The 25,311-nt window shown below is 69.6% G+C and carries 33 protein-coding genes and 1 tRNA gene; 17 read left to right on the forward strand and 17 right to left on the reverse strand.

Features of this window, described 5'->3' with window-relative positions; translation table 11 throughout:
- Positions 1-73 precede the first annotated feature (73 nt).
- The 4 genes from CNO20_RS01925 to CNO20_RS01940 are packed head-to-tail and all read left to right on the forward strand — an operon-like array spanning position 74 to position 4,308.
- A complete protein-coding gene (locus tag CNO20_RS01925) occupies positions 74-553 on the forward strand; it encodes a hypothetical protein (RefSeq protein WP_101294335.1) in 480 nt (159 codons plus the stop codon).
- The gene (locus CNO20_RS01930; protein WP_101294336.1) at positions 550-2,121 is read left to right on the forward strand and encodes a sodium:solute symporter family transporter; all 1,572 of its coding nucleotides are present in this window, start codon (positions 550-552) and stop codon (positions 2,119-2,121) included. Before CNO20_RS01925 ends, CNO20_RS01930 begins: the two co-directional genes overlap by 4 nt.
- On the forward strand, positions 2,118-2,573 hold the full coding sequence (locus CNO20_RS01935) for a hypothetical protein (protein WP_101294337.1): 456 nt from the start codon (positions 2,118-2,120) through the stop codon (positions 2,571-2,573). Before CNO20_RS01930 ends, CNO20_RS01935 begins: the two co-directional genes overlap by 4 nt.
- Before the next feature lie 46 nt (positions 2,574-2,619).
- Positions 2,620-4,308, forward strand: coding sequence for an acetate--CoA ligase (locus tag CNO20_RS01940; protein ID WP_101294338.1), 1,689 nt, complete (start codon positions 2,620-2,622; stop codon positions 4,306-4,308).
- Positions 4,309-4,610: 302 nt separating this feature from the next.
- Here CNO20_RS01940 and CNO20_RS01945 read toward each other — a convergent pair whose 3' ends face one another.
- The 3 genes from CNO20_RS01945 to CNO20_RS01955 form a co-directional block, all read right to left on the reverse strand.
- Complete coding sequence (locus tag CNO20_RS01945) at positions 4,611-4,931, reverse strand: DUF7991 family protein (protein ID WP_101294339.1); 321 nt, start codon at positions 4,929-4,931, stop codon at positions 4,611-4,613.
- 57 nt (positions 4,932-4,988) lie between these two features.
- Positions 4,989-5,126, reverse strand: coding sequence for a hypothetical protein (locus CNO20_RS22870; protein ID WP_158237353.1), 138 nt, complete (start codon positions 5,124-5,126; stop codon positions 4,989-4,991).
- 250 nt (positions 5,127-5,376) lie between these two features.
- A complete protein-coding gene (locus tag CNO20_RS01955; RefSeq protein WP_101294341.1) occupies positions 5,377-5,610 on the reverse strand; it encodes an Lrp/AsnC family transcriptional regulator in 234 nt (77 codons plus the stop codon).
- Between the two features lie 106 nt (positions 5,611-5,716).
- Between CNO20_RS01955 and CNO20_RS01960 the strand changes: the two genes are divergently transcribed.
- Entirely contained in the window at positions 5,717-6,403 is a 687-nt protein-coding gene (locus CNO20_RS01960) for a potassium channel family protein (RefSeq protein WP_101294342.1), read from the forward strand.
- A 1-nt stretch (position 6,404) separates the two neighbouring features.
- Positions 6,405-6,635 (forward strand): Lrp/AsnC family transcriptional regulator, encoded by a 231-nt coding sequence (locus tag CNO20_RS01965; protein WP_101294343.1) that lies wholly within the window; start codon positions 6,405-6,407, stop codon positions 6,633-6,635.
- A 50-nt stretch (positions 6,636-6,685) separates the two neighbouring features.
- Here the strand turns inward: CNO20_RS01965 and CNO20_RS01970 are convergent, their stop codons facing one another.
- On the reverse strand, positions 6,686-7,183 hold the full coding sequence (locus tag CNO20_RS01970; RefSeq protein ID WP_101294344.1) for a DUF5813 family protein: 498 nt from the start codon (positions 7,181-7,183) through the stop codon (positions 6,686-6,688).
- Between the two features lie 96 nt (positions 7,184-7,279).
- Between CNO20_RS01970 and CNO20_RS01975 the strand changes: the two genes are divergently transcribed.
- Positions 7,280-7,567 carry a MarR family transcriptional regulator gene (locus CNO20_RS01975; protein WP_101294345.1) on the forward strand — a complete coding sequence of 96 codons (288 nt, stop codon included), beginning with the start codon at positions 7,280-7,282 and terminating at the stop codon, positions 7,565-7,567.
- Between the two features lie 208 nt (positions 7,568-7,775).
- Here the strand turns inward: CNO20_RS01975 and CNO20_RS01980 are convergent, their stop codons facing one another.
- The gene (locus CNO20_RS01980) at positions 7,776-7,997 is read right to left on the reverse strand and encodes a DUF8015 family protein (protein ID WP_101294346.1); all 222 of its coding nucleotides are present in this window, start codon (positions 7,995-7,997) and stop codon (positions 7,776-7,778) included.
- A gap of 123 nt (positions 7,998-8,120) precedes the next feature.
- Here CNO20_RS01980 and CNO20_RS01985 point away from each other — a divergent pair, with 123 nt between their 5' ends.
- The gene (locus tag CNO20_RS01985) at positions 8,121-8,342 is read left to right on the forward strand and encodes a hypothetical protein (RefSeq protein WP_101294347.1); all 222 of its coding nucleotides are present in this window, start codon (positions 8,121-8,123) and stop codon (positions 8,340-8,342) included.
- 123 nt (positions 8,343-8,465) lie between these two features.
- Here the strand turns inward: CNO20_RS01985 and CNO20_RS01990 are convergent, their stop codons facing one another.
- Positions 8,466-8,765 carry a hypothetical protein gene (locus CNO20_RS01990; RefSeq protein WP_101294997.1) on the reverse strand — a complete coding sequence of 100 codons (300 nt, stop codon included), beginning with the start codon at positions 8,763-8,765 and terminating at the stop codon, positions 8,466-8,468.
- A 384-nt stretch (positions 8,766-9,149) separates the two neighbouring features.
- Between CNO20_RS01990 and CNO20_RS01995 the strand changes: the two genes are divergently transcribed.
- Positions 9,150-9,359: a hypothetical protein gene (locus CNO20_RS01995; RefSeq protein ID WP_101294348.1), complete on the forward strand. Its 210-nt coding sequence runs from the start codon at positions 9,150-9,152 to the stop codon at positions 9,357-9,359.
- A gap of 64 nt (positions 9,360-9,423) precedes the next feature.
- Here the strand turns inward: CNO20_RS01995 and CNO20_RS02000 are convergent, their stop codons facing one another.
- The 5 genes from CNO20_RS02000 to ahbB form a co-directional block, all read right to left on the reverse strand.
- Positions 9,424-9,699: a PadR family transcriptional regulator gene (locus CNO20_RS02000; RefSeq protein WP_101294349.1), complete on the reverse strand. Its 276-nt coding sequence runs from the start codon at positions 9,697-9,699 to the stop codon at positions 9,424-9,426.
- 313 nt (positions 9,700-10,012) lie between these two features.
- Positions 10,013-10,097, reverse strand: a tRNA-Leu gene (locus CNO20_RS02005).
- A 58-nt stretch (positions 10,098-10,155) separates the two neighbouring features.
- On the reverse strand, positions 10,156-10,494 hold the full coding sequence (locus CNO20_RS02010; protein WP_101294350.1) for a ferredoxin: 339 nt from the start codon (positions 10,492-10,494) through the stop codon (positions 10,156-10,158).
- A 39-nt stretch (positions 10,495-10,533) separates the two neighbouring features.
- Positions 10,534-11,256, reverse strand: coding sequence for an SDR family oxidoreductase (locus CNO20_RS02015; RefSeq protein ID WP_101294351.1), 723 nt, complete (start codon positions 11,254-11,256; stop codon positions 10,534-10,536).
- A gap of 326 nt (positions 11,257-11,582) precedes the next feature.
- A complete protein-coding gene (gene ahbB / locus CNO20_RS02020) occupies positions 11,583-12,713 on the reverse strand; it encodes a siroheme decarboxylase subunit beta (protein WP_101294352.1) in 1,131 nt (376 codons plus the stop codon).
- Positions 12,714-12,818: 105 nt separating this feature from the next.
- On the opposite strand from ahbB, the gene CNO20_RS02025 reads away from it, so the two are divergent.
- From CNO20_RS02025 to CNO20_RS02035, 3 genes are all read left to right on the forward strand, one after another.
- Complete coding sequence (locus CNO20_RS02025) at positions 12,819-13,886, forward strand: anthranilate phosphoribosyltransferase (RefSeq protein ID WP_101294353.1); 1,068 nt, start codon at positions 12,819-12,821, stop codon at positions 13,884-13,886.
- 95 nt (positions 13,887-13,981) lie between these two features.
- Positions 13,982-14,230, forward strand: a complete 249-nt coding sequence (locus CNO20_RS02030) for a hypothetical protein (protein WP_101294354.1) — start codon at positions 13,982-13,984, stop codon at positions 14,228-14,230.
- An 87-nt stretch (positions 14,231-14,317) separates the two neighbouring features.
- Positions 14,318-14,689 (forward strand): SPW repeat domain-containing protein, encoded by a 372-nt coding sequence (locus CNO20_RS02035; protein WP_101294355.1) that lies wholly within the window; start codon positions 14,318-14,320, stop codon positions 14,687-14,689.
- 210 nt (positions 14,690-14,899) lie between these two features.
- Here CNO20_RS02035 and CNO20_RS02040 read toward each other — a convergent pair whose 3' ends face one another.
- From CNO20_RS02040 to CNO20_RS22505, 4 genes are all read right to left on the reverse strand, one after another.
- Entirely contained in the window at positions 14,900-15,859 is a 960-nt protein-coding gene (locus tag CNO20_RS02040) for a succinylglutamate desuccinylase/aspartoacylase family protein (protein WP_101294356.1), read from the reverse strand.
- A 102-nt stretch (positions 15,860-15,961) separates the two neighbouring features.
- Positions 15,962-16,198 (reverse strand): PRC-barrel domain-containing protein, encoded by a 237-nt coding sequence (locus CNO20_RS02045; protein ID WP_101294357.1) that lies wholly within the window; start codon positions 16,196-16,198, stop codon positions 15,962-15,964.
- 48 nt (positions 16,199-16,246) lie between these two features.
- A complete protein-coding gene (locus CNO20_RS02050) occupies positions 16,247-17,068 on the reverse strand; it encodes an aldo/keto reductase (RefSeq protein WP_101294358.1) in 822 nt (273 codons plus the stop codon).
- 147 nt (positions 17,069-17,215) lie between these two features.
- Positions 17,216-18,169, reverse strand: a complete 954-nt coding sequence (locus CNO20_RS22505) for a peptidoglycan hydrolase (protein WP_143423131.1) — start codon at positions 18,167-18,169, stop codon at positions 17,216-17,218.
- 161 nt (positions 18,170-18,330) lie between these two features.
- Between CNO20_RS22505 and CNO20_RS02060 the strand changes: the two genes are divergently transcribed.
- The 5 genes from CNO20_RS02060 to CNO20_RS02080 all read left to right on the forward strand — a co-directional run bounded on the left by CNO20_RS02060 (position 18,331) and on the right by CNO20_RS02080 (position 22,602).
- Positions 18,331-18,846: a peptidylprolyl isomerase gene (locus CNO20_RS02060; RefSeq protein WP_101294359.1), complete on the forward strand. Its 516-nt coding sequence runs from the start codon at positions 18,331-18,333 to the stop codon at positions 18,844-18,846.
- Positions 18,847-18,988: 142 nt separating this feature from the next.
- A complete protein-coding gene (locus CNO20_RS02065; RefSeq protein ID WP_101294999.1) occupies positions 18,989-19,339 on the forward strand; it encodes a DUF5802 family protein in 351 nt (116 codons plus the stop codon).
- Between the two features lie 50 nt (positions 19,340-19,389).
- Positions 19,390-20,283, forward strand: coding sequence for a Vms1/Ankzf1 family peptidyl-tRNA hydrolase (locus CNO20_RS02070; RefSeq protein ID WP_101294360.1), 894 nt, complete (start codon positions 19,390-19,392; stop codon positions 20,281-20,283).
- A 235-nt stretch (positions 20,284-20,518) separates the two neighbouring features.
- Positions 20,519-21,562 (forward strand): N-acetyltransferase DgcN family protein, encoded by a 1,044-nt coding sequence (locus tag CNO20_RS02075; protein WP_101295000.1) that lies wholly within the window; start codon positions 20,519-20,521, stop codon positions 21,560-21,562.
- Entirely contained in the window at positions 21,559-22,602 is a 1,044-nt protein-coding gene (locus tag CNO20_RS02080; protein ID WP_101294361.1) for a dipeptide epimerase, read from the forward strand. Before CNO20_RS02075 ends, CNO20_RS02080 begins: the two co-directional genes overlap by 4 nt.
- Before the next feature lie 44 nt (positions 22,603-22,646).
- On the opposite strand, the gene CNO20_RS02085 is transcribed toward CNO20_RS02080, so the two are convergent.
- Both CNO20_RS02085 and CNO20_RS02090 read right to left on the reverse strand, forming a co-directional pair.
- Positions 22,647-24,176 carry a glutamate-cysteine ligase family protein gene (locus CNO20_RS02085; protein WP_101294362.1) on the reverse strand — a complete coding sequence of 510 codons (1,530 nt, stop codon included), beginning with the start codon at positions 24,174-24,176 and terminating at the stop codon, positions 22,647-22,649.
- A 63-nt stretch (positions 24,177-24,239) separates the two neighbouring features.
- Positions 24,240-25,280, reverse strand: coding sequence for a DUF7972 family membrane protein (locus CNO20_RS02090; protein ID WP_101294363.1), 1,041 nt, complete (start codon positions 25,278-25,280; stop codon positions 24,240-24,242).
- Positions 25,281-25,311: the final 31 nt, after the last annotated feature.

Here is a 25,311-nt window from a genome sequence, read left to right on the forward strand (position 1 = left end):
CTTCGTTCTGCAGGACGTATCAGATGCAGTATATACACAACCGTTATACAGTAATGCGCTGTCGTGGGAGACGATGCCGCGCAACACAGTGATGGGCGCACTCGCCGCCCTCTCCGTCGGACTGTTGGCGACCGCCGCGGTCGGGATGTACCGCGCCTTCTCGTATCTGGCGGCGCTCCTCATCGTCGGCGTCATCGGGGCGGCGTCCGTCGAACGGACGTCGTCGGAGCTCGATCTCTCGCCGTACAACGGACTCGTCGCCGGACTGACCCTCACGTTCGTCGTCGGGTTGTCCGGGATCTGGCTGCTCTGGAACCCGACCACCGCCGAGTACACGTACGTCCTCGGCCTGCCGGTCTCGACGCTCCTGTACGTCGTGTTCATCTGGATCATCCCGGTGCTCGCGTCGTTCTACTACGCGTTCGTCTTCTCGTCGATCGGCGGCGACGACGTGATAGAGCAGATCACCGACGAGGCGGCGCGGGCCCAGCGGGACGCCGATCTGCCGCTCGCTCCGCAGGGCGTCGAGAGCGACGGGGGGCGCGAGCGATGACCGCCGCGGTCCCACTGCAGGCGATCCCCATCGCGGACAGCCCCTACGTCATCGTGTTCGGCAGCCTGTACCTGCTTCTCGTGCTCGCTATCGGAGCCTGGGGCTACATGCAGACCGAGAGCACGAGCGACTTTCTCATCACGGGCAAGAGCATCGGCACGTGGGTGCTGGCGCTCACTGCCTTCTCCGTCATCCAGTCGGGGTTCGGCTTCGTCGGCGGCCCGGAGCTCGTCTACTCGTTCGGCACGACCTCCCTCTGGATCTTCTTCACCGCCCCGCTCGGGTTCCTCGTCGCGTGGGCGCTGCTCGCAAAGCGGATGCGGATCCTCGCCGACATCCGCGACGTGCTCACGCTCCCCGACGGGATGTACGTCCGCTACGAGAGCCAGTGGGTCCGCGGGCTGACCGCGGTCGCGGTCGTCGTCGGCGTGATCGCCTACCTCGCCACGAACCTCGCGGCGCTGCAGTACGTGATGCGCGCCATCTTCGGCATCCCGGTGACCTGGGGGCTGCTCGTCGGCGCGCTCATCCTGCTCCTGTACAGCATGCTCGGCGGGATGATCGCCGGCGTCTGGACCGACTTCGTGCAGGCGCTGACGATGATCGTCGGGTCGGTGCTCGTGTTCGCCTTCGCCCTCTCGTTCGGCGGCGGCATGGAGAACATCTCCCGGAACCTCGCGACCGCCGACCCCGCGCTGATCTCGCCGTTCGGCGCGCTGGGGACGCCCGAGCAGGCCGTCTTCGTCGCCCTGGGCTGGTGGATCCTCTTTTCGATCGGCTCGGCCGGCCAGCCGCACCTCATCACGAAGTTCTACATGAGCCGGAACCTGAAGATCCTCCGCTGGGGCGCGCCCATCGCCGCCTGCACCTACGCGGTATCGAGCCTGCTCGCCTTCTCGACGGGCCTGTCGATGCGCGCGATGGTCGAGGCGGGCGAGGTCGCGGCGCCGCAGAACGCCTCGGTCGTCGGACCGGTGTTCGTCCTGGAGTACACGCCGGGCGTCGTCGCCGGGCTCATCCTCGCGGCGCTCCTGGCGGCGATCATGAGCACGAGCGACTCCTTTTTGAACATCGGCGCGGCCGCGGTCTCCCGGGACATCCCGCGGGCGCTCGGCCGACCGATCGAGGACGACCGGACCGAACTCCGGGTCACGCAGGTCGCCCTCGCGGGGATGACGGTGCTCTCGGTGCTCGTCGTCGCCGCCTCGGACACGCTCGTCGGCATCCTCGGGACGATCGGCTGGGGCTTCTTCGCGGCGGCGTTCTTCGCCGTCGCCGCGCTCGGCCTCAACTGGAAGGCGGCGACGAAGGAGGGCGCGATCGCCGCGATCGTCGGGGGGCTCGCCGTCAACCTGTTCTACAGCGCCCTCCCGCGGGTGGCCGACGCCCTCGGCATGGTCGCGCTCCGCGACGCGGTGCTCGGGCTGTACCCCTTCCCCGAGTCGTTCCCGGTCGGCACCGTCGCGCTCCTGGTCGCGATCGCCCTGTTCGTCGGCGTCTCGCTGCTCACGGGCGCGCGGGCGCGGAACGCCGTGCCGGCGGACATCGCTGCCCTCATCGAGCGATGACGACCGACGAGCGGGTGCTCGGTCAGTTCACCGAGTGGCTCAGGCGCCGCCCGAACTCCTTCGAGTTCTGGGAGGTCGTCGTCACCGACCGCCGGCTCCTGCGCTGTTTCGTCGGCGAATCGTTCAAGGCGCAGCTCCTCCGGGCGGACGTCGCCGAGGGGAAGCGCCGTCGGCTCGACGATCTGCCGCCGGAGGAGCTCCTCGACCGGCACGAGCGCAACGTCGCCGTCCCGCTCGACGCGCTCCGGTCGGTGCGGCTCGAACGCGGCTCGCGGCTCCGCCGCGCGTCGCTCTCGTTCGAGTGGGACGCGGACGGCGAGAGAGAGCGGCTCGTCCTCTACAACACGAAGGGCGGCGACGAACAGGCGGACCTCGTTCGAGCGCTCGCGTCGGACGAGCGACTGGCCGGCGTCGAGGTCGAGGTGGTCCGTCCGCGGTTTAGAATCTTCTGAGGGACGCCCCCGTATTTATATATCGCACCCCCGGCGATGTGAACACATGACGTGGTACGTGACGCTCGACGACTCCTCCTACGAGGCGGCGAGAGAGGGCTTCTCGTGGGACGTCCCCGACGGGTACAACGCCGCCAGCGACCTGCTCGGCAAGCACGCGCCCGACGGCGTCGCGCTCTACCAGGCGTATCCCGACGGGCGGCGGGAGATCTTCTCCTTCGGCGACCTCGACCGGCGATCGAACCGGCTGGCGAACGCGCTCGCCGAGCGCGGCGTGGGCCGGGGGGACCGGGTCGCCGTCGTCGTGCCGCAGAAGCCGGCGAACGCCCTGACCCACCTCGCGTGCTGGAAGCTCGGCGCGGTGTCGCTCCCCCTGTCGACGCTGTTCGGCGACGAGTCGCTGCGGTACCGGCTCAGAGACAGCGCCGCGCGCGTCGCGGTCGCAGACGAGAGCGTCGCCGGGACGCTCGCGTCGGTCGCGCCCGACTGCCCGGACCTCGAACACGCGCTCGTCGTCGACGCGGCGGCCGATCCCGACGAGGAGGCCGACCCGGACGACGGGACCGCGTGGGCGCGATACCGGGACGTGCTCGCCGACGGCGGGGAGTCGTTCGACGCCGTCGAGACGGACGCCGACACGCCCGCGATCGTCATGTACACGAGCGGGAGCACCGGGCCGCCGAAGGGGGTTCTCCACGGCCACGGCGTCTGGGTCGGCCACTGCCCGGCGTTCTCGATGTACTTCGAGGGCGACGTGCGCGGCGACTCGGTCTTCTGGACGCCGGCCGACTGGGCGTGGATCGGCGCGCTCGGCGACCTCGTCTTCCCCGCGTGGCACTACGGCCGCCCCGTCGTCGGCTACCCGATGGGGAAGTTCGACCCCGAGGCCGCGTTCGCCCTCGCGGAGGAGTTCGACGTGACCCACGCGTTCGTCCCCCCGACGGCGATCCGGATGATGATGAACGTCGCCGCGCCGGACGACCGGTACGACCTCTCGCTCCGGGCGATCTGCTCGGGCGGCGAGCCGCTCACGCCGGAGATCCTCCAGTGGGCCGACGCCGAACTCGCGGGCACGGTCGTGAACGAGCTGTACGGCCAGACCGAGGCGAACCTGCTCGTCGCGAACAGCCGGCGGTGGTTCGCCGCCCGACCGGGGAGCATGGGAAAGCCGGTGCCGGGCCACGACGTCGCGGTCGTCGACCCGGAGACGGGCGAGGAGCGGCCGACCGGCGAGATCGGCGAGATCGCGGTCCGGCGAGAGGGGGACCCGGTCGTGTTCCGGGAGTACCTCGACCGGCCGGAGAAGACCGCCGAATCGACCGTCGACGGCTGGCACCTCACCGGCGACCTCGCGGTCGAGGACGAGGACGGCTACTTCTGGTTCAAATCGCGCGACGACGACCTCATCATCACCAGCGGCTACCGCGTGGGACCGGGCGAGATAGAGCGCGTCCTCCTGGAGCACGAGGCCGTCGAGCAGGTCGGCGTCGTCGGCGTCCCCGACGAGACGCGGGGCGAGATCGTGAAGGCGTTCGTCCAGCCCGCGGACGGGCCGGTCGCCCAACCCGCCGCCGAGTCGTTCGATCCCGACGCGCTCCGCGAGGAGCTTCGGGATCTCGTGCGTGACCGGCTGGCCAAGTACGAGTACCCGCGAAAGATCGAGTTCGTCGACGAGCTTCCGCAGACGACCACGGGGAAGATACAGCGGCGGAAGCTCAGGGAGCGCGAATCGTAGCCGCGCACCGTCTCGAACGCGCCGCGGTCCGACCCGGCCGAGACAACGCACTTACGTCGATCGCGTCAACCGTCCGCTCGATCCTCTCCACCGGACGGTCGCTTCTCGCCGCCGCGGCGGCCTACGAACGATCGCCCGGAGACGCGCCCGGATCCGTCGCGGGTTTCGATCCGGCGTCCGGCGGGGAGCGCTGGCGGGTCGGCCTCGATCGACGCCCGACTTCGCCGGCGCTCGTCGACGGGACGATCTTCGTCGGAACCGACGGGGAACGGTACTCGCGCTTCGGTAATCCGGCGATTCGATCAGGTGCGCGTGTCCGGCAGCTCGTACTCGTCCGGCGACGGCACGTACAGCACGTCGATGGTGAATCCGAGCGCCAGCGGCAACCCGATCATGATCCCGAGCGCCGCCGCGGGGCTCCCCAGGTTCACCCCGATGTTCAGCGCCCCGGAGAAGACGAGCGTCGTCACGAAGAGCACCACGGGGATGAGAAACAGCGAGTAGACGACCGCCCCGATCTGGGTCTTCAGCCGGATGCGGAAGTAGCGCGTCATCACCGCCGCGATGAGCGTGTGGATCGCGAGCACCGCCCCGAGGAGGACGAGGTTGAGCAGGGTCGCCATGCCCGGACTACGGGCGGATCCGACTTCGGGCTGTCGGATGCGGCGTCGGCCTCCCCCTCAGTCGTCGCAGGGGACGGCCCGGTTCGCCTCGGCGGTGATCTCCACCCGCCGTCCCGCGATCTCGCCCGCGTAGCCCGGCAGGATCACCCCGCGGTCGAGGTAAAGCTGCCAGGCGACGTCGGCCTCGTCAGACATCCGCGGTCGCACCCCCGTCTCGATGCTCTTCGATACTCGCTTCGCCGTCGCGCGCGTCGTTCGCTTCTCGGACACTGTCTCTCATTTGTGAACGTCACTCGATAACGAAATACCGAATCGTAATTACTATGCTTCGATTTACGGGAAGAAATGGGTGCCTACCGCACGGAATCGAGGGTTTCGAGCCCCTCGGGGTCCGTCGCGCGGGGTCGCTCCCCACCGACGCGCACCGACCGCCGAACCGGCGTCGTCAGCCGTCCATCGAGATGTACGTCTTCGTGTCGACCACGCCCTGCAGCCCCTGCACCCGGCTCGACGAGGTCTTCAGGATGTCGTACACCTCCTCGGCGTCGACCTCGGCGATGATGTCGTACGTCCCCGCGACGATGTGGGCCTCGGCGACGGAGCCGAGATCGCGGATGGCGTCGACCAGCCGCTCGGACTCCCCAGCCGCCGTCTTGATCATGATGAAGGCGTGAACCATGACCTGTGGTACACATCTGCACGGCAAAAACCTTCCTCCGGCTCGGGGGTGAGCGCCGACGGCGATCGGGGCAAGGTTATTCACCTCCCCTCTCGTACGGAGCCCCATGCGGTTCGTTATCATTGGCGCAGGACGGGTCGGTCTCCGAACGGCGCGCGTTCTGCGCGAGGAAGGCCACGAGGTGACGCTCGTCGAGCGCGACAGGGACCGCGCCGATCGGGCCCGCACGAACGGTTTCGAGGTCGTCGAGGGCGACGGCTCCCGGGAGGAGGTACTGACGGAAGCAGACGTGGAGGGGGCCGACGCGCTGGGCGCGCTCACGAGCGACCTGAACGCGAACTTCGCCGCCTGCATGATCGGGAAGCACTACGGCTGCCGGACGGTCATGCGCATCGACGAGGACTACCGGGAGGAGATCTACCAGAAGTACGCCGACGAGGTCGACGAGATCGTCTACCCCGAGCGGCTCGGGGCCATCGGCGCGAAGAACGCGCTGCTCGGCGGTTCGGTCCGGGCGATAGCCGACATCGCGCAGAACCTGCAGGTGATCCTCTTTACGATCACGGAACAGTCGCCGATGCGCGGGTACACGATCAGCGAGGTGGCCCTTCCGGCGCGGGCGCGCATCCTCGCGTTCGGCAAGCGGGATCGACCGATGGGGATTCCGCTCCCGGACGACTCGCTGGAGACGGGCGACCGACTCGCCGTCCTCGCCGACTTCGACGTGCTCGACGACGTGCGCCAGCTGCTCGTCGGCGAGGGAACCGCGACCGCGGCCGTGGGGGGTGACTGACGTGGTGACCGCCTACGTGATGGTGAAGGCGAACACCAGCGAGGCCGACCGGCTCAAATCGGAAATCTCCGCGATCGACGGCGTCGTAAGCACGCACATCGTCGCCGGTGACGTGGACTTCATCGCCAAGGTCGACGTCGAGACGCCCGCCCACGTCAAGGACGTCGTCGCCACCCACATCCAGTCTCTCGACGGGATCGAGGACACCCAGACGTACATCTCGATGGACTGAGACGCGCCGCGGGACGCCTTTTGTCCCTGCGTCCCTCCGCGCCGTCCCGCCTACCGGTTTTCGCTCCCGCCCGACTCCTCGGCCCGCGAGAGGATCGTCGTCACCGGCTCGGTGTAGTCGTACCCCGGGATGATCCCCTGGACGAACGTCCCCTCGACGTAGTCGATGAGCGCGCCCGCGTCGTCGGCGCCGCGCCGCTCGTCCAGCTCGGAAAAGGAGAACTCGACGACGGCCCGCCTGTCCTCGACGTACACCGCCGGGTCGAGGTCGCGCTCGCGCGAGGTGACGCCGCCGACGTCCTCCACCCGGAGCGCGAACGTCTCGTACCACCCCTCCTCGACCACGTCGGCGACGCGGCCGGTCGTCACCTCGTCGAGCATGGGTACCTGGACCGTCACGCGGTACTCGAAGCGCCCGTCGCCCGCGGGCACGACTCGGACGACCCCCTCGAACGGCGTCGTCACCGACTCGAAGGCGTCGTCGTCGATCTGCTCGAAGGCCTCGTGGTCGCGGAACGCGCGGCGGACGCGACCGGGGAGTTCGGTCATACGGGTGGGTGAGGCGGCGGCCGGGCAAAAACTCGTTGCGTCGGAGCCGTCGGAAACACGGAAGCCATTTACGCGTGCCATCGGTTGGTCAGCGGGATGACGCAGACCGAGGCCGACAATCCCGTCGAACGGCTCGTCGAACTGCTCGATGACCGGTTGAAACAGTCGGAGTGGGACATCCTCGCGGCGCTCGCCGAGGCGGACGGCCCGCTGACCGTCGGCGAACTGGTCGACGAGACGGGGTACACCGAGCGAACGGTGAAAAAGCGCGTCGAAACCCTGGAAGCGCAGCTTCACGGCGGAACGCTGCTCCGACGCGACGGCGACGGCAACCCCGTGCTTCACCCCCAGTTCGCCCGGGCGGTCCGAGCACACGTCGACTGAGCCGTCGATCTCCCCACCGTTCTGCCGTGTACGCCACGTTTAAGTGTCCGTGGTCGGTGGTGTTAGGTGACGCTTCGCTTTGGAGGGCCGAAGCGTCAGCGGGGACCAATTCAGGGCGGCAAGCGCGTCGCGCGCCGTTCTATTGCGCCCGACGCGCTTACCCCTTTTGCGAACCGAATCTTCGACGGCCAGCGCCGCCGTCGCGCGGTCAGTCGTCGCGGTCCGGCTCGCGCCCGTCGCTCGGCGGATTGCGCACGAGCGCGTCGAACAGCGCCACGCTCGCCGCGAGGGATCCCGCGCCGCCGGCGACCGCCAACGGAACCGCCGACAGAGCCCCGACGAGGCCGCCGGTGAGGAGCGAGACGCCCACGAAGAGGAGAATGAGGTCAGAGCGGGTCGGCGCGGCCGGAGGGAGAATGCTCGTCGCCATCGTAATTACATCTAATTACCGCCGGACTTGTGTACCTTTTGTCCAGATAGAGAGAATATCCCCTTCGCCGTTCATTTTCGGCCGGAAGGTTGTTCCGGGTTCGAACCGAAATCGGAGACGCACATGCTGGGTCCGTTAGCGGTCGGCAAGAAGGCCGCAAAGTACGGCTACAGACGGTTCGGCGTTCCCGGCGCGGTACTCGCCGGCATCGGCACGGCGGCGGGGTACGTCGCCGTGCGGAAGAAGCTCAAATCAATGCTCGGCGGGAGCGACGACGAGTCGGCCGGAATCGCCGACGAGATGAGCGACGACGAGTCGGCCGCGGACGACAGAGACGAGGAGTAATCGGTCGGTTCACCGTCGTCGCCGCGTCGCGAGCGCCCGCGGAATCGGATCGACTTTTCGACCCGGCGGCTCGCTTCGACCCCCGGCGCTCCGGCGGACGTCGCCGGAACCGGCGACCGCCCGTCACTGATGCACCGACTCAGTGAGCGAAGCGAAGGCGGCCGGGTCGTCCCAGAGTTCGCCGAGGGTCGCCGCCGCCAGGTACCGGGTAGGGGCGGCGACCCACTCCGTCGTCACCGGATCGTCGGGGTCGGGGGCCGCCACGTCGAACCACCAGGCGATGTAGCGGCCGTCTCTCAGCTTCGCCGTCGGGTACATGTGGCCGTTCACCGCGACGTCGATCCGCGACTTCGGCTCGACCTGCGGCGCCTCCTCGGAGTCGTCCGCGACGAGGAGTTCGATCCGAATCGACTGTTCACTCATCGCGCCGCCCTTCCTCGGCCGCACGTCGGTCGCGGTGCGTTCCGAACGAGCCTTCCATACCCGGACGTCGATCCCTTCGGGCAAAAAGATGAGTCAGGCGTGCGTCAGACATCGGCGGCGTCCCGGAGGGCCGCACTCCCGCTTCGCCTCCGCCGATAACGGCGTCTCGGGACGCTGCGTCGTTCACCCGCGTCCATCGCGCGTTCGTCCGACTGCCGCGCGACCGACGGTGAACTACCCGTGAATTAACCGATCGGTCGACCAAAGAGCTATGAACGCCTCCGAGGTACCCTGGCAGTGGATATGACAGGCGAGTTCCTTCTAACGCGACGGTGCGGACGCGGCGGGGTCGACCGAAGACGGAGAACTGTGGGGGGGTGACGGATGGACGAGTACTACTACGTCCCGACCGACACGGACGGCAACTACATCTGCGCCCGGCTGGCGGTGTCTCAAGGGCGGCTCTGTCGCAAGCGGGTCTCTACGCCCGGCGGCGCCTGTAAAATGCACGGATCGAAGCCTCTGGAGCCCGAACTTCTCAGTCGAGCGCAGCGCGGCAAATCCGGGCTCGAGCTCTTCGAGAACCGGCGGTAGCCGGCTACCGATTCCGGAACGCGCGCTCCCGGCGGATCAGCCCCCGACCGCCGTCGGCGGCGCGTCACAGAGACTGTTCTTCCCACTCGCGGCGCTCCCGCAGGCGCTTTCGTCCGCGGTCGGTGATCGCGTAGTAGTTCGTCCGGCGGTCGATCGTCCCCTTCTCGACGTACTCCCGGTCCACGAGCGTGTCGAGGTTCGGGTACAGCCGCCCGTGGTTGATCTCGCTCCCGAGTTCCCGTTCGAGGTCCTCTTTGACGTCCTGCCCGGAGGGAGTGTCGTGGCCCGCGATGACCACGAGGAGGTCGCGCTGGAAGCCGCTCAGTTCGAAGAGGCTCATGCGAACGTCTACCCATCACCACCGTATAGTTATCAGCAGGTTACAACGATCGCAGAGCGCTAGTGCGAACCTACCGCGCCGTTCGGGTGCGGTTTCGGCGGTGCCCCCGCCCGGTCCGGACTGCTTCGAACCCCTTCGAACGACTGACACGGCGCTCACGTCCGTTCGCGGCGAGACGAGTGCGAGGGGTGGGATTCGAACTACGCGGAGACGGTCCGGGTCGCTCACGTTCGTTCGCTTCCCGGGCTGCGACTCCTCTCGTTCGAATCCATCCGGAGCGATACGCGGTCCTCACTGGCGTTCGGACACGCGATGCGAGGGATGGGATTCGAACCCATGGACCCCTACGGGAGCGGGTCTTAAGCCCGCCGCTTTTGGCCTGGCTCAGCCACCCTCGCCCGACGGCCCTTCACGCGTCTGCCGCAAGTCGTTTTCGATCGTCGGCTCCGCCGGCGTTCACCAGTCGACGCTCAGCGTGCCGTCGCCGTGGGGGTTCGGCGCGATCTCCTCGTCCGTCCGGCGGTCGATCACGTGGATGACGCCCTCGCCCTTCTTCGCGGGGCACACCTCGGCGGCGCGGACGTTCTCCTCCAGTTCGTCCTCGCCGACGAAGTACGACTTCGCCCGCGCGAGGCCGCTCGTGAGGTCCATCTCCCAGTTGTCCGCCACCTCGGCGCACCGGCCCGCGCCGAAGCACTTGTTCGCCTCGAAGATGATCTTGTACGGCTTCTCCTCGACCGGCGGTCCGTCGTCTCCCCCGAACTCGCTTGGCTTCCTGACGCCGTCGTCGCTCATCACCGGTGTTTCGGGAGTGAGGGGACTTTCGTCTGTCGGTCACGGGGCGTCCGGTCCCGCGCGCGGCACCCGCCAGTCGACGTCGACGAGGCCTCGGACGTCACCGCGGACGCCCCGGCGGCTCACGACTTCGAACGTCCGGTTCTCCGCGTCGGGCGTGAACAGCGACGCGACCGCGAGCCGCGCGACGTCCGCGCGCGGGATCGATCCGGAGACGGTGTCGCCGCCCTCGCCGACGAGAACGTCCCCCGTCGCGGGCGCGTTCGTCAGCCGGCCGGGGCGGAGGATCGTGTACGCGAGTCCGGAGTCGCGGATTGCGGCTTCCGCGCTCTCCTTCGCCCGGAGCGATCCCCGGAGGACGAGCCGCGCGGGGAGCGGCATCCGAGTTCGGGAGTTGCCGACGCCGATCGCGCTCTCGTAGACGAACCGCGAAGCGCCGAGGGCGACGGCGGCCGCGAGGAGGTTCTTCGTCCCGGTCCGGTCGACGAGTTCGCCGCCGAGCGCGTGTTTCGGACTGAGACCGGTGCCGACGGCGCAGAGGATCGCGTCGCAGCCGTCGACCGCCCGGACCGCGTCCGCCGGATCGAGGAGGTCGCCCACGGCGACCTCGTCGACGCCCCGGCGTTCGAGCGCGGCTCGGTTCGACGCGTCTCGCGTCGTCGCGCGCACCGTCAGGTCGGCGTTCCGGAGCCGCGTGAGTATCTCCCGGCCCGTGCGTCCGGTCGCCCCCGCGACGAGCACGCGATTCGAATCGGTCGACATAGCGTGACTCCCACGCCGATCCTGAAAAACGTCGGCTTCGAGCCCCCGTCCGTTCGTCGCGGTTCGCGGTACCGCGGAAGAGCGAGCGCCCACCCAGTCGGAGCCAGTCGATTCCTCGATCGGCGGACGAGCGACTGCGACTCCCGGGCGACACCGAAGTGCCACGCCCTCCCCAGCCGATTGCGTTCCTCGTTCGCTTCGCGCCGCTCGCTCCGGTACTCTCCCTCGCGCGCAGCGGTCGACCTCGACGGGCCGACAGCGAACGCCAGCGGAGACGCGACGGAGTAAGGAGAAAAGATGGGTGAGCAAAAACCGGCGGCGGTCGCTCAGTCGTCGCGGCCGGTGATGAGTTCCTCGTACCGCGCGCCGGTCTGTTTCAGCGTCTCGGTCGAGTAGAGCCGCTCGTGGGGTAACGGGAGATGCTCGGCGGCGAGTTCGTCGACCTTCGCGTCGACCGCCGCGGCCTCGCGGCCGTGGATCATGGTGAAGAGGTTGTACGGCCACCCCTGCTCGGGTCGGCGCGGCCGGTGGTAACAGAGCGTCACGTAGGGGAGCGCGCCGACGGCGGTGCCGCGGCGGTCGAGTTCCCCGTCCGGCACGTCCCAGACGACCATGCAGTTGTTGTGAAAGCCCGTGACGACGTGATTGACGACGCAGCCGACGCGCTTGATGCAGCCCACTTCGAGCAGGCGTCGGACGGCGGTGAGCACGTCGTCGACGTCGGCGTCGATCTCGTCGGCGACGTCGCGGTACGGGGTCGCGGACAGCGGGAATCCGTCCTGGATCGCGATGAGGAGGGCCGCTTCGAGGCGGGTGAGGTCCCCGGTCGCCTCCTCGCTGATCCGCGTCGCGTTCACCGCCGTCTCGGCGTTCGATCGCCGGGAGTCCCCGCTCGCGCCGCCGGTCGCGCTCCCCGGCGAGCCGTTCGGCGCGGAGCCCAGCGCCGTCGTACTCTCCCTGGCGAACCGGTCCGAGTTGACGACCGGGAACTCCAGATTGATGTAGTAGTCGGTCAGCATCGGGAGGTTCAGCACCTCGCAGCCGGTTCGCTCCTCGATCTCGGCGAGAATCCGGTCGCGCGTCCCCCGCGAGCCGGCGGTGACGACGAACCACATGTTCCACTCGTGGGCGCGCCGGTAGTTGTGGTTGACCTGCCGGTACCCGTTGACGACGTCGGCGATCTCGTCGAACCGGTCCTCCGGCGCTCGCACCGCCGCGAGGGTCGAGCTGCCGATGACGGGGGGGTTGAGAACCGCGCCGAAGCGCCGGAAGACGCCCCGTTCGCGGAGGCGCTTCACGCGCGCGAGCGCCTCCGCTTCGTCGATCCCCAGCTCCGCGCCCACCCGCCGGAACGGTCGCTCGACGACCGGGAAGCCGCTCTGATAGCCGTCGACGAGCGCGGCGTCCACGTCGTCGAGCCCGGTCCGCCAGTCGCGGTCCGCGTCCAGGCCGCTCATCGGTTCCGCTAGGGGGCAGGGTCACTACGCTTTGTCGGTTCGCGCCGCCGCGCGGGAGACCGCTCAAACGGGACGCTTTTGGCCGGTCCCTCCCAACGTGCGCCCATGGCGAACACCGGCGACGAATTCGGCGAGTGGCCGCTCAAGCGGCTCATGACCGAGGTCTGCGGCTCCGGCCCGAAATCGGCCGACGACATGAGCTACGACCAGGCGGCGGAGGCGATCCGCCGTATCTTCGCGGGCGAGCCCGACCCGACCACGCTCGGGGCGTTCTGGCTGGCGAACCGCTGGAAGCGCAACACGCCCGAGGAGCTGGCGGCGTACACGGACGAGATGTGCGAGCGGGTGGCGTACGCCGAGCCGGCGGCGGACCCGGTCGACTGCGGATCGAACTACGACGGGAAGCTCCGGACGGCGCTCCTCGGCGTCGGCGCGGGGATCGTCGCCGCGGCGGCCGGCACCCCGGTCGTCGCCCACAGCGGCGACCGCGTCCCCACCCAGAAGGGGTGCGCCTACAAGCACGTCCTCGACGAACTCGGCGTGCGAACCGAACTGAGCCCGGACGAAAGCGCCGACATGGTCGACGAGACCGGATTCGGCTTCTACTACCAGCCGGCGTTCAACCCGGCCGTCCACGACCTGCTCGACCGCCGGGACCGGATGGGCGTCCGGACGTTCGTCAACACGATCGAGACGCTCGCCAATCCGGCGAACGCCGACGTCCACCTCGGCTCCTTCTACCACCTCGCCTTCGCCAAGAAGGTGACGGACACGTTCGAGCGCTCGGAGCGCCACGACCTCCGCCGCGTCATCATGTTCCAGGGGATGGAGGGCTACGACGACATCCGCCCCGGCTACACGAAAGTCGCGGAGTGGACCGAGGGGGCGTTCACGGACTACGAGATCGAGACGCCGAACTACGGGATGGACTTCGAGAACGAGGACCTCGAAGTCCCCCGGGACGACGTGGCCGGCGCGTCCGCCCGGATCACGGAGGACGTCCTCTCGGGCGAGCGCGAGGATCACTTCGCCGACGCCGTCGCGCTCAACGCCGCGTTCCGAATCTACGCCCGCGAGGACGCCGAGGACCTCGAAGCCGGCCTGGAGATGGCGCGCGCCGCCGTCGCCGACGGCAGCGCCGAGGCGACGCTCGAAGCGCTGCGGGCGTTCTGAGCCCGACACGACGGGCGTCGCCGTCGCGGGGAGCGCCGCCGCCCGCGCGGCGCGAACCGAAACAGTGAATCCGCCGCTCGCGACGATTGAACCCGATGGCGACGAGTTCGAAGCCCGGAGTCGTCGAGATGGCGACGGCGCACCCGATCCGCACCGGTATCTACTCGATCCTCCCGCCGCTCACCGCGCTCGCGATACTCGCGATCAGCTTCTTTCACGGGGCGTCGCTGTGGTTTCCGGGGGCGTTCGCGACCGGCATGGTCGCCTTCACGGCGGTCGTCACCCGGCACCACCTGGCCGTCTTTCGCATCGCTCGGCTCGAGGAGGGGTCGCGCCGGGGCTGATTCTCGGCGGTCGATCCGCCGCGGCGATCGCCCGCGATTCACATTCAAGTAGTTCCGGCGACTAGCTACACCGGGGGAGTGATGTAAATGAATGGCACCAAGTGGACCACGGCAGCGGCGGCACTGCTCGGCCTGTGGGTGATCGCCTCGCCGTTCGTGTACGGCGCCGGCCAGGCGATGACGTGGAGCGCCGTCGTCGTCGGCGCGCTCGTCGCCCTCATCGCGGGGTACAACTTCTACCGCCGGACCGAGGACGAGCGGCTGATGGTCGGCGGCGCGGCGCTCACCGCGCTGCTGGGGCTGTGGCTGCTCGCCTCGCCGTTCGTCTTCGAGACGGCGACGGGCACGGGCATGTTCTGGAGCAGCGTCGTCGTCGGCATCGTCATCGCCGCGCTCGGCGCGTACAACGCGTACGTCGGCCGGCGTCGTCGCGGGGCGGCCGCAGGCCGCCCGGCGTGAACAGTCCGTCTGAACAGCCTTCGAACGGACCGGCCAGACCGGTCCGGGATCGATCCGACGGGTTTCGTTTTTTTTTCGGGACTTCGATCGCGTTCGCGCGCCGTCGAACGACCGGACCCCGTCTCGGGCGCTCTCGGTCTGAGGGCGGTCGCGACGGTGCCGTCACCGGATCGCGCACGTCGCGGCCGTTTTGGGACGCTCGTCTACTGTCTACTCCAGCGGTTCCGCCACGCCGACAAGCGTCCGACCGACCGTCACCGTCGCCTCGCGGGCGACCGAGTAGAGGATCCCGTCGCGGTCGACCTCGACCGCCTGGAGCGTCTCGTAGGTCGTCGGGTCGTACACGCGGCCCAGGCGGTCGCCGGCTTCGACCTCGCGGCCGAGTTCGGCGCCGTCGCCGGGGACGAAGAGCCCGGAGTCGGCGGCCGTGACGCGACCGAGGTGGTTCCGCGCGATCGTCCGCGCCGGCGGCACCTCCGGCTCCCCGGGAAGCATGCCGAGGTGCCGGAGGACGTTCAGGAGCCCCCGGACGCCGGTTTCGATCGCCGGCTCGACGAGCTGTTTGTTGTGCGCCAGCTCGGGCGTGATAGAGGGGATTCCCTCGCGCGTCGCCGCGACGCGGAGCTTTCCGCCGAAGTCGCGCTGGGCCCACTCGGCGTCGGCGTCCTCGCCGGCGGCCTCCGCGAGCAGGAGCTCCGTCCCGAACGCCTCCGCGAGTTCGCGCGACCGCTCGTCGCCCCGGAGGTAGACCGCGTGCGTGAGCATCTCCGGACTGCCGGTGTGCAGGTCGACGATGGCGTCGGCGTCGCCCGCGTACTCCCAGAGCCGCGCGGCCATCCGCTCGTGGAGCGTCCCGTCGGGGTCGCCCGGCCACACCCGGTTCATGTTCGGGTTGACCGAGTCGAGCGACTCGGGCGTCGTGTACGAGACGCGGTCGAACGTGAGCGGATCCGCGACGGGGACGGCCACGAGCGTTCCGGCGAGCGCTTCGCCGTCGAGCCGGTCGTGGAGGCGGCGGAGCGCCTCCGTGCCGTTGATCTCCCGGCCGTGCTGTGCGGCCTGGACGTACACCGTCGGCCCCGGCCGGCCGCCGCCGTACCTGTGGACGGTCGTCTCGACGGGGACGCCCGATGGGAGACGCGCGAGCGTCACCCGCTCTGCCGTGTGCATGGTTTCCCCTGGTCCTCCGGGGTCAAGTAGCTGTGGCGACCGGGCGGTCGAATGTGGGCTGTGGCGACCGACGCCCGAACGCGGACTCGCCCCCCGAGCGCTCTACGGGAGATCGGCGAGCCTGACCTCGTCCTCGGTCACCCTGGAAACGTGCTCGTGCTCCATCGTCGAGGTCAGCGTGTCGTCGACCCCCAGCGCCTCCTTCAGCTCCCCCGGCATGTCGGGGTCGGCCCGCACGTGCGCCCTGCCGCCCTCGACGTCGCTCACGGAGCCGACGCGCCGTCCGTCGGACGAGACGACCGGTTTGCCGAGGTCGTCCTCGGTGAAGTCGTGCGCCATGACGGGTCACGGTTCGCGCCGGATCGGGTTGTAGCTGACGGCTGGCCTTCAGAACCCGAGGAGCGAACGGACCCGGTCCGTCAGCCCGCCGCGGGCGTCGAAGATCCGCTCCATCTCGTCGTCCGAGAGTTCGAAGTCGAAGATCTCGACGTTCTCCAGCTGGTGTTCCCGCGAGGACGCCTTCGGGATGGCCGAGACGTGGTCCTGCTGGATCAGCCACCGGAGCGCGACCTGCGCCGGCGTCTTGCCGTGTCGCTCGCCGAGATCGGCGAGCGCGTCGTCGCCGGCGAGGTCGCCGACGTCGAGGGGGCTGTAGGCGGTCAGCATCACGTCGTTCTCGATGCAGAATGCGAGCAGCTCGTCCTGCGACCTGTACGGGTGGTACTCGACCTGATTCGTCAGGATCGGAGCTTCGGACGCCTCCATCGCCTCCGCCAGCTCGCTCACCGAGAAGTTGCTGACGCCGACGTTCCGCACCTCGCCGCGCTCTCTGAGTTCGTTCATCGCGCCGAGCGTCTCCTCGACGGGGACGTAGTCCCGCGGCGCGTGGATCAGGAGGAGGTCCACGTAGTCGGCGTCGAGCCGCTCCAGGCTGCCGTGAAACGAGTCGAGCACGTCGTCGCGCGCGAGGTTGCTCGGGTGCAGCTTCGTGGTGAGAAAGACGTCCTCCCTGGGGTAGTCCGACTCCCGGATCGCCCGCCCGACGGCCTCCTCGTTGTCGTACATCTGCGCGGTGTCGACGTGGCGGTAGCCGACGTCGAGGGCGCTGGCGACCGCCTCCACGCACTCCTCGCCGGTCATCCGCGCGGTGCCGAACCCGATCGCCGGAACGTCCACGCCGCGGACGGTGACGTACTCCGTGTCGACCATACCTCCGGGTACGGGCGGACGGGTAATGAGCGTCGGGCCGGCGGTTGAACGTTGCGGCCGGCGCGGTCGTCGACCTCGGCAGCGACCGTCGGCGACCCGGAGCATCCGTCGGATTATCGCACTCGGCGGATCAGCGCGCCCGACGGATCACGCCACGAGCGCCTGCCAGGTGTCGGGGCCGACGATGCCGTCCACCGCGAGCCCGCGCGACGACTGGAAGGACTCCACCGCCGATTCGGTACCCGACCCGAAGACGCCGTCGACGGCGATGTCGTAGCCGTGGGCGTAGCGGAGCTGATCCTGGACCGCGGTCACGGCCGAGCTCTGATCGCCGTAGCTCACCGTGACGATCAGCGCCTCCCAGGTGTTGGGACCGACGATGCCGTCGACGGCGAGGCCACTTGCGGACTGGAAAGATTCGACCGTGCTCTCGGTCTCCGAGCCGTAGATGCCGTCGACGCTGAGGCCGTAGCTGCGCGCGCGCAGGAGGTACTGGATCGTGTACACGTCGCGGCCGCTGTCGCCGCGCTCGTACACCGGCCACCCGCTCGGCGACGACCCGCCGAGTTCGTCGTCGAGGGAGTTCATCACGTCGCGGATTCCGTACTTCCAGTTGTCGTCCGTCGCGTAGTGGACGTTCATCCCGCGGAGCGTCGGACCGTAGGAGGTGTAGTACGTCCCGCCCGGCGTCAGGTAGTTCTCCCTGATCCGCGGCATGACGTACTCGATGCACGCCTCCATCGAGCTGAACTCGGTGGCGCAGCCGCTCGGACAGCTGTCGTACGCCGTCCACCCGTAGATGTTGTTCTTCTCCCGGGTGATGCTGCTCGTCCCCCAGGCGGACTCCCACGCGGCGTGGGCGGCCATGTAGACGGCGTTTATCCCCTGCTCGTTCCCGACGCGCACCCACGTGTCCCCGAGACCGATGAGCGGGCTGTCCGACCGGACGCCCCTGATCGCGTCGTCGAGCTGCGAGCCGGTGATGGCGAGGGTGTTCGTCAGGTCGCTGTCGACGGTGTACCGACCCGCGGCGGCGGTCCCCGCGACCGCGGTCAGTCCCGCGGTCCCCGCGAACTTCAGTGCGTCTCTTCTGGAAGGCATCGACCATTCATCACGTGTTTACTAATTAAAATTAACTATTTTTCATATGTTGTCGAACGTCGATCACGGTGCGCGAACGAGTTCCGCCGCCGACGCGTCCCACCCGCCGGCCCGGCCCGCCGCATCACCAGGGTTTTCACTCCCGCCGACGAGGACCGCGTATGAGCAACCCGACAGCGACGATCCACACGAACCGCGGCGACATCACCGTCGAGCTCTTCGAGGAGCGCGCCCCGCGGACCGTGGAGAACTTCATCGGCCTCGCCACCGGTGAAAAAGAGTGGGAGGACCCGCAGACGGGCGAGACGAGGCGGGGTGAGCCGCTGTACGAGGACGTGATCTTCCACCGCGTGATCGACGGCTTCATGATCCAGGGCGGGGACCCGACCGGGACCGGTCGCGGCGGCCCGGGCTACCAGTTCGACGACGAGTTCCACGACGAACTCACCCACGACGGCCCCGGCGTGCTCTCGATGGCGAACGCCGGCCCGAACACGAACGGCTCGCAGTTTTTCATCACGCTCGACGCGACGCCGCACCTCGACGGCCGCCACTCCGTCTTCGGGAAGGTCACCGACGGAATGGACGTGGTCCGCGAGATCGGCGACGTCCCGACCGACCGCAACGACCGGCCGCGCGAGGACGTCGTCATCGAGTCCGTGACCGTCGAGCGGTAGCGCGAACCGCGTTTTCACCTCCTCGCCGCGTCGACCGACGAACCCCCGGCCCGGCGAGCGTCCGCTTTCGCTGTTTGCGCGTCGATAAAAGGGTTGCCGGTAACATTTACGTCCTCCCGTGCCCGACATTCACACGCACAGCATGTTCGAGCAGTTCTCAAGCGGCTACTACCTCGGGGAAATGTACGTCGAGCCGCGCGACGGCGACCGCGGGTTCGGCGCCATTCAGCGGGCGGACCACGAGCGGATGAACGAGCAGCTCTACGCGACCGGCGAGGGCGTGGAGCGACTCGACGCGCCGCTCGTGATGAAACTCGACGGGCTGCACTTCCCCGTGCTCGGGGACGACGACGTCCCGACCGGGACGCTCACGGTCCCCTGGGAGCTCACGGACGACTCGCTTCCGGTCCGGCGCGAGGTGTTCCTCGCGAAGGCTGACCGCGCCGACGAACTCCTCCGGTACGCGGGGTACGAGCCGTCGACCGGCGTCTGAGGCCGGAGCCGACCCCCAACCTAGAAGTCCCCAGCCCGCGCCTCTCGACCATGCTCGACGAGTTGCTCGGCCGGGCCGAACTCAAAGCGCGCATCGAGGAGCTGGAGGAGGAGAAACGCCACCTCGAACGGCGCGCCGAGGCCGAGGAGGAGCGCCGAGCCGACGCCGTCAGCGCCCGACAGGACGCCGAGGAGCGGGTCAACCGGCTGGAGGACCGAATCGCGGAGCTCGAGGACCGGGTCGAGCGCCTCGGCGGCGACGAGCCCGACCTCGACTTCCGCGGCGTCGAACCGCTCCGCGGCGCGCGCCTCGACGAGGTGCGCGCCCGCCTGCGGAGCGTGGAAACCGAGCCGGAGGGCGCGCTGACGGCGGCGATCGACGGCGATTTCGACCTGCCTGACGCCGTCCGCGACGTTCTGGGCGACCGCGCGGCGCTCGCCTCCCGCGCGGCCCCGTGCGTCGTCTGCGCCGACGACGCCGGACTCGTGAGCGCGGCGCTCGCCCCGCCGCACCCCCCGGAGCCGTTCTGCGAGTGGGGCGACGGGTTCGCCCTCGACGACGCGTGGTTCCGGCCGACCGGCGAGTTCGCCTTCGCGCTCGTCCGCTCGGACCTGTTCGCGCTCGGGACGTACGACGGCGGCGACCGGAAGACGACCGAGGGGTTCGAGAGCGACGTGATGAACCGCCACTCGAAGGGCGGCTTCTCGCAGGCGCGGTTCGAGCGCCGCCGCGACCAGCAGATCGACGACCACCTCGACAGGTGCCGGGAGGTGATCGAGGAGCGCGACCCCGACCGGCTCGTCCTCGTCGGCGAGCGGAGCGTCCTCCACGAGCTCCGGGACCTCGCCGACCGCGTCGCGCCGTCGGACGCCGGGGGCGACCCGGACGACGCCCTCGCCGACGCGTTCCGCGAGTTCTGGACGACCCGGCTGTACCGGATCTAGGTCCCCTCCGTCCCTTCGAAGTATTCCGCGATCGACTCGGCGATGCGGTCCAGGTCCGCCGGCGAGAGGTGCGGGTGGACCGGGAGCGAGAGCACCCGCTCCGGGAGCGTCAGTTCCGCCCGCGGTGGACACTCACCCGGTGTGACCCCTGCCCGGTGTACTCTGCCCGGCGTAACCCGCCCCGCCGCGCGCGACCGGTCCCTCTTTTATGCTGTCGGTGACGAACTCCACGCACATGACGGCAGACACCGACGGATCGCGGCGCATCGCGATCCTGGCCCACGAGAAGTTCCCCCACGAGGCGAAAACCGCGACCGGGGTCATCCGGTACGGCTCGGACGAGGTCGTCGCCGTCCTCGACCGCGACCGCGCGGGCGACCGCGTCTCGGAGCACCTCCCGGACGCGCCGGACGCCCCCGTCGTTGAGTCGATGGCGGACGCGCCCGACTGCGACGCCCTCTTGATCGGCATCGCGCCCATCGGCGGCGGCTTCGACGACTCCTGGCGGCCGGACGTGCGAACGGCGCTCGAACGCGGCTGCGACGTGGTCGCCGGCCTCCACTACTTCCTCACGGAGGACGAGGAGTTCGTCGCGCTCGCAGAGGAGCACGGCGCTGAGCTCCACGACGTTCGCAAGCCCCGCGACGATCTCACGGTCAGCCGGGGGATCGCCGACGAGGTGGACGCCGAGATCGTGCTCACGGTCGGCACCGACTGCTCCGTCGGGAAGATGACGGTCTCGCTCGAACTCGCCCGCGCGGCGGCGGATCGAGGCGTCGACGCCGAGTTCGTACCCACGGGGCAGACCGGCATCATGATCTCCGGGTGGGGCAACCCCATCGACCGCGTGGTGAGCGACTTCACCGCCGGCGCGGTCGAGGAGATGATCCTGGAGAAGGGCGACGAGCGCGACGTGCTGTTCGTCGAGGGGCAGGGCTCTATCGTCCACCCCGCCTACTCGGCGGTCACCTGCGGCATCCTCCACGGCGCGATGCCCGACAAGCTCGTCCTCTGTCACGAGGCCGGCCGGGAAGTCATCCACGGCTACGAGGACACCGCGCTCCCGCCGATCCCGGACTACGTCGACCTCTACGAGGACCTCGCCGCGCCGGTCCACGAGACCGAGGTGGCCGCGGGCGCGCTGAACACCGTCGGCGTCGACGACGACAAGGCGGCCAGGGCCGCCGTGGACGCCTACGCCGACGACCTCGGCGCGCCCGCGACCGATCCGGTCCGCTTCGGCCCCGACGAGATCCTGGCGGCGCTCGATCTCGAATGAGCCTCGAAACCGAGTTCGAGCGGGTGTCGCTCCCGCTCGCGGACGCGTTCACGATCTCGCGCGGGACGCAGGAGGTCGCCGAGAACGTCGTCGTCCGGGTCACCGACGGCGGCGGGATGACGGGCGTCGGCGCGGCCGCCCCGTCGAGCCACTACGGGGAGACCGCCGACACGGTCGAGGCGGTCCTGCCGTCGCTGCTGTCGGTCGTCGAGGAGGTCGGCGACCCGCACGCGCTCGCCCGCGTCGAGCGCCGGCTCCGGGAGACCGTCGCGGACAACCCCGCGGCCCGGACCGCGGTGAGCGTCGCGCTGCACGATCTCGCGGCCAAGCGCCTCGGCGTCCCGCTGTACCGCCTCTGGGGGCTCGACCCCGCCGAGGGCCCGCGCACCTCGTTCACGATCGGCCTGGACGCGACCGAGCGCGTCCGCGAGAAGACCGCCGAGGCCGTCGAGGCGGGCTACCCGATCCTGAAGATCAAGCTCGGCACCGACCGCGACGAGGAACTCATCGCCGCGGTGCGGGAGGAGGCACCCGACGCGACGATCCGCGTGGACGCGAACGAGGCCTGGACGCCGCGCGAGGCCGTTCGCATGTGCGAGACGCTCGCGGAGTACGGCGTGGAGTTCGTCGAACAGCCCGTCCCGGCCGAGGATCCGGCGGGACTGAAGTTCGTCTACGAGCGGAGCGCCCTCCCGATCGCGGCCGACGAGTCGTGCGTCGCCCTGCCGGACGTGCCGGCGGTCGCCGACCGCGCGGACGTCGTGAACCTGAAGCTGATGAAGTGCGGCGGCCTCCGGGAGGCGACGCGGATGATCCACGCCGCCCGGGCCCACGGCCTCGAAGTCATGCTCGGCTGCATGGTCGAGACGAACGCCGCCATCGCCGCCGCGTGCCACCTCGCTCCGCTTCTCGACTACGCCGACCTCGACGGCTCGCTGCTGCTCGCGGAGGACCCCTACGCCGGCGTCGACCTCGACGGCGGCGAGATCCGACTCGCCGACCTCGACCGCAGCGGCACGGGCGCACACCGCCTCGACTGATCCGGCGCGTCGCCGTCGTCCGGACGGTCGTACCGACCCCGCCCTCAGAGCCACTCGGCGAACGACGCCGTCGCCTCCGACCGCCGGACGTACTCGCGCTGCGCGTCGGTGATCGCCTCCGGGAGCGACGCGCCGCCCTCGACGGCTTCCCGGACGCGCGCCCGCTTCCACGCGCTCGGCGTCGTCCGGGCGTCGCGCCTGGCTTCGATGGGGGCGAGGTACTCCTCGATCGTCCCCCCGGCGACGCCGAACGCGGTGAGCCCGCGCCGGGCGAACCGGAACACCTCGTCGTGGACGACGGCCGGGTCGTGCGTTCGGTCCCCCTCGGCGGTCACCCACGCCAGCTCGGCGTCCGGGCCGTCGTCGACGGCGTTGTAAAAGGACTCCTCGGCGTCGGCCCACGCGAGCGACTTGATCGGGTGGTCCGCCTCGACGAGTCCGCGCAGGAGCCCGACGGTGAGCGCCTGCAGCCCGACCGTGTCTCGGACCGTCGGCTGGGCCGGCAGCGGGCGGTACTCGATGCGGACGGACGCCTCGTCGTTCCGGCCTCCCGCGCCGGGCGGCGCGGGCGTCCGCCCCCCGATCACGGTCCGAACCCACCGCCAGTACGTCCCGCGCTTGTGTTCGAGTTCGGGGTACGGCTCGGGGTACGCCGACTCCTCGTCGGGGTCGCTCAGAAACGGCGCGACCGTCTCGTCGTCGACGAGTCGCCTCACGGCGTCCTCGACGGAGTCGATGTCGCGCGGGACGCACACTTTCCGACGCACGCCGACGTTGATCGACTGCTCGAAGACGGGGACGCGGAGCTCGTGCGGCGTCGCGTCCAACACCCGATCCGGGTCGGCGTCGCCGTACAGGTCCGCGGGGAGGAACGGCGAGTTCGCCGCCAGCGCGAGCACCGGGCCGAGCGTCCGGACGGCGCAGTTGAAGTAGCGCGGGAACGCCGCCGTCGACGGCACCTGGAGGTGCGGCTGCATCGACGCCGTGAGGGACTCGACGAGGATCGACGGGAACGTCCGCTCGACGCCCGGCACGGACAGCGGAATCTCGCCGCCGGCGCGGCGGAGCGTGTCGTTGTCCAGCGCGCAGTACCGCGGGTCCGACCGCATGTTCGCGGCCACGACGACCCCGCCGCGCTCGGCGCGCTCGCCGAGGTACGCCTCGGTCCCCTCCGGCGGCGGGATCGTCCACATCCCGTCGAGGACGGGACGCAGCCCCGCACCGCCGAGGACCTCGCGGGCGCGCTCGACCCGCGTCCGGAGTCGATTCGCCTGCCGGTCGAACCCCGAGCCGTCCAGCACGTCCGGGGTCGTGTTGAACTCGACGTTGTGCACGCCGAGCTCCTTCTCGCAGCCCGCTTCGTCGAACGCGCTCGCCGGAACCCGTCGGAGCCGTCCGCCGTCGTCGACGACGTACGATTCGAGTTCGAGCCCGACGGCGAAGGTCGCGTTTTCGAGCAGGCCCGACCGGTAGTCTTCGAGCAGTCGCTCGGCCTGCCGCTCGACTCGCCGCTCGAACTCCGCCCGCGTGGCCGGCGAGAGCGAGTCGCGGACGCGCTCGACGAGTTCGTCCATGGGACGGGGGTTGCCGTTCGAAGGGGTTAGTCGTTCCGTCGGTCGCGGTCCGGACGGACGACGCTACTTCCAGTCGACGTCGTCCGACCTCGCCGTCTGCCGGAGGATGAACGGGCCGATCGCGAGCGTCCGCTTGGCGACGGTCGCGATGCGGAGGATGTACGAGAGCAGCAGCACGAACGGCGTGAGCGACACCGTCGCCGCGGCGCTGACGAGCAAGACGAGGTTGCCGATGCCGAACGTGCTGCCGGTAATCGCGTCCGGCGTCACGTACAGCATCATCACCATCGCGACGACGAGCGCCGGGATCGACGAGTACAGCATCACCCGCGAGAGGTTGACGAGCTCCCACTGGAAGTACAGCGTCTTGAAGTGTTCGCGCGCGGGGCCGAAGAACTCGAGCACGTTGATGAGGTCGGCGAGCGCCTCGTCGGTGGCGTCGTCGAGCGAGTCGGCGTGCTCGCTCTTGAGCCGCCGCGCCTCGTAGATCTTCCACGAGTAGTTGAAATCGAGGGCGGTGGAAATCACGCCGAACGTCCCGAACTGCGAGCCGCTGAGCCGATCGCCGACCTCCCGCGCGTTCTCCGTGAGGCTGTCCACGTAATCCTCGACGCGGTCGCGGAGCTTCTCGTCCTCGTTCCCCTCGACTTCCTCGCCGAGCCGATTGGCGTGCGTCTGGACGGCGTCGACCAGCGCCGCGAGGAACGACGCGGGGTCCGGCGGGCTCGTCTCCGTGCCGAGCCACGGCTCCACGTCCTCGCGGAAGTCGACGGCGCCCCGCATGCGCTCGCGCTGGTCTCCGAGCGGTCCGAGCTCCTGGGAGAGCACGAGCTGGTTGATGGTGACGACGAGCGTGACGCCGGTGACGATGGCGTTGATACCCGGCGAGAAGAGCCACCAGAGGCCGTTGTGGCTCGCCACGACGGCCCGCATCGGGGCGAGGTCGAGCAGGCTGGCCGCGACCAGGGAGAGGAACACTCCGAGCAGGAGCGCCCCGGCGACGATCCACCTGTTCGCGTCCATCAGGAGCCAGAATTTCCACCGACTCTGTGCGGCGCGACCCCGCATCGTGTCGCTCGGCGAGCCGTCGTCAGCGTCTTCCATACGTCCGATACGGTCGCCGGCCCACAAATCG

The organism is Halegenticoccus soli, from assembly GCF_002844195.1.
Lineage (GTDB): Archaea > Halobacteriota > Halobacteria > Halobacteriales > Haloferacaceae > Halegenticoccus > Halegenticoccus soli.

What these genes read in the sequence shown, in the direction of transcription:
- CNO20_RS01980 (WP_101294346.1), bottom strand. Translation starts at nt 7,997, where the DNA reads ATGGCGACGAGCATTCTCCCTCCGGCCGCGCCGACCCGCTCTGACCTC.
- CNO20_RS02065 (WP_101294999.1), top strand. Translation starts at nt 18,989, where the DNA reads ATGTTCGAGCAGTTCTCAAGCGGCTACTACCTCGGGGAAATGTACGTC.
- CNO20_RS01940 (WP_101294338.1), top strand. Translation starts at nt 2,620, where the DNA reads ATGACGTGGTACGTGACGCTCGACGACTCCTCCTACGAGGCGGCGAGA.
- CNO20_RS02050 (WP_101294358.1), bottom strand. Translation starts at nt 17,068, where the DNA reads ATGGTCGACACGGAGTACGTCACCGTCCGCGGCGTGGACGTTCCGGCG.
- CNO20_RS02090 (WP_101294363.1), bottom strand. Translation starts at nt 25,280, where the DNA reads ATGGAAGACGCTGACGACGGCTCGCCGAGCGACACGATGCGGGGTCGC.
- CNO20_RS22505 (WP_143423131.1), bottom strand. Translation starts at nt 18,169, where the DNA reads ATGCCTTCCAGAAGAGACGCACTGAAGTTCGCGGGGACCGCGGGACTG.
- CNO20_RS02035 (WP_101294355.1), top strand. Translation starts at nt 14,318, where the DNA reads ATGAATGGCACCAAGTGGACCACGGCAGCGGCGGCACTGCTCGGCCTG.
- CNO20_RS02075 (WP_101295000.1), top strand. Translation starts at nt 20,519, where the DNA reads ATGACGGCAGACACCGACGGATCGCGGCGCATCGCGATCCTGGCCCAC.
- CNO20_RS01960 (WP_101294342.1), top strand. Translation starts at nt 5,717, where the DNA reads ATGCGGTTCGTTATCATTGGCGCAGGACGGGTCGGTCTCCGAACGGCG.
- CNO20_RS02085 (WP_101294362.1), bottom strand. Translation starts at nt 24,176, where the DNA reads ATGGACGAACTCGTCGAGCGCGTCCGCGACTCGCTCTCGCCGGCCACG.
- CNO20_RS01985 (WP_101294347.1), top strand. Translation starts at nt 8,121, where the DNA reads ATGCTGGGTCCGTTAGCGGTCGGCAAGAAGGCCGCAAAGTACGGCTAC.
- CNO20_RS01970 (WP_101294344.1), bottom strand. Translation starts at nt 7,183, where the DNA reads ATGACCGAACTCCCCGGTCGCGTCCGCCGCGCGTTCCGCGACCACGAG.
- CNO20_RS22870 (WP_158237353.1), bottom strand. Translation starts at nt 5,126, where the DNA reads ATGTCTGACGAGGCCGACGTCGCCTGGCAGCTTTACCTCGACCGCGGG.
- CNO20_RS01990 (WP_101294997.1), bottom strand. Translation starts at nt 8,765, where the DNA reads ATGAGTGAACAGTCGATTCGGATCGAACTCCTCGTCGCGGACGACTCC.
- CNO20_RS01955 (WP_101294341.1), bottom strand. Translation starts at nt 5,610, where the DNA reads ATGGTTCACGCCTTCATCATGATCAAGACGGCGGCTGGGGAGTCCGAG.
- CNO20_RS02030 (WP_101294354.1), top strand. Translation starts at nt 13,982, where the DNA reads ATGGCGACGAGTTCGAAGCCCGGAGTCGTCGAGATGGCGACGGCGCAC.
- CNO20_RS02010 (WP_101294350.1), bottom strand. Translation starts at nt 10,494, where the DNA reads ATGAGCGACGACGGCGTCAGGAAGCCAAGCGAGTTCGGGGGAGACGAC.
- CNO20_RS01930 (WP_101294336.1), top strand. Translation starts at nt 550, where the DNA reads ATGACCGCCGCGGTCCCACTGCAGGCGATCCCCATCGCGGACAGCCCC.
- CNO20_RS01945 (WP_101294339.1), bottom strand. Translation starts at nt 4,931, where the DNA reads ATGGCGACCCTGCTCAACCTCGTCCTCCTCGGGGCGGTGCTCGCGATC.
- CNO20_RS01935 (WP_101294337.1), top strand. Translation starts at nt 2,118, where the DNA reads ATGACGACCGACGAGCGGGTGCTCGGTCAGTTCACCGAGTGGCTCAGG.
- CNO20_RS02045 (WP_101294357.1), bottom strand. Translation starts at nt 16,198, where the DNA reads ATGGCGCACGACTTCACCGAGGACGACCTCGGCAAACCGGTCGTCTCG.
- CNO20_RS02025 (WP_101294353.1), top strand. Translation starts at nt 12,819, where the DNA reads ATGGCGAACACCGGCGACGAATTCGGCGAGTGGCCGCTCAAGCGGCTC.
- ahbB (WP_101294352.1), bottom strand. Translation starts at nt 12,713, where the DNA reads ATGAGCGGCCTGGACGCGGACCGCGACTGGCGGACCGGGCTCGACGAC.
- CNO20_RS02080 (WP_101294361.1), top strand. Translation starts at nt 21,559, where the DNA reads ATGAGCCTCGAAACCGAGTTCGAGCGGGTGTCGCTCCCGCTCGCGGAC.
- CNO20_RS01995 (WP_101294348.1), top strand. Translation starts at nt 9,150, where the DNA reads ATGGACGAGTACTACTACGTCCCGACCGACACGGACGGCAACTACATC.
- CNO20_RS02000 (WP_101294349.1), bottom strand. Translation starts at nt 9,699, where the DNA reads ATGAGCCTCTTCGAACTGAGCGGCTTCCAGCGCGACCTCCTCGTGGTC.
- CNO20_RS02015 (WP_101294351.1), bottom strand. Translation starts at nt 11,256, where the DNA reads ATGTCGACCGATTCGAATCGCGTGCTCGTCGCGGGGGCGACCGGACGC.
- CNO20_RS02070 (WP_101294360.1), top strand. Translation starts at nt 19,390, where the DNA reads ATGCTCGACGAGTTGCTCGGCCGGGCCGAACTCAAAGCGCGCATCGAG.
- CNO20_RS02060 (WP_101294359.1), top strand. Translation starts at nt 18,331, where the DNA reads ATGAGCAACCCGACAGCGACGATCCACACGAACCGCGGCGACATCACC.
- CNO20_RS01975 (WP_101294345.1), top strand. Translation starts at nt 7,280, where the DNA reads ATGACGCAGACCGAGGCCGACAATCCCGTCGAACGGCTCGTCGAACTG.
- CNO20_RS01925 (WP_101294335.1), top strand. Translation starts at nt 74, where the DNA reads ATGCCGCGCAACACAGTGATGGGCGCACTCGCCGCCCTCTCCGTCGGA.
- CNO20_RS02040 (WP_101294356.1), bottom strand. Translation starts at nt 15,859, where the DNA reads ATGCACACGGCAGAGCGGGTGACGCTCGCGCGTCTCCCATCGGGCGTC.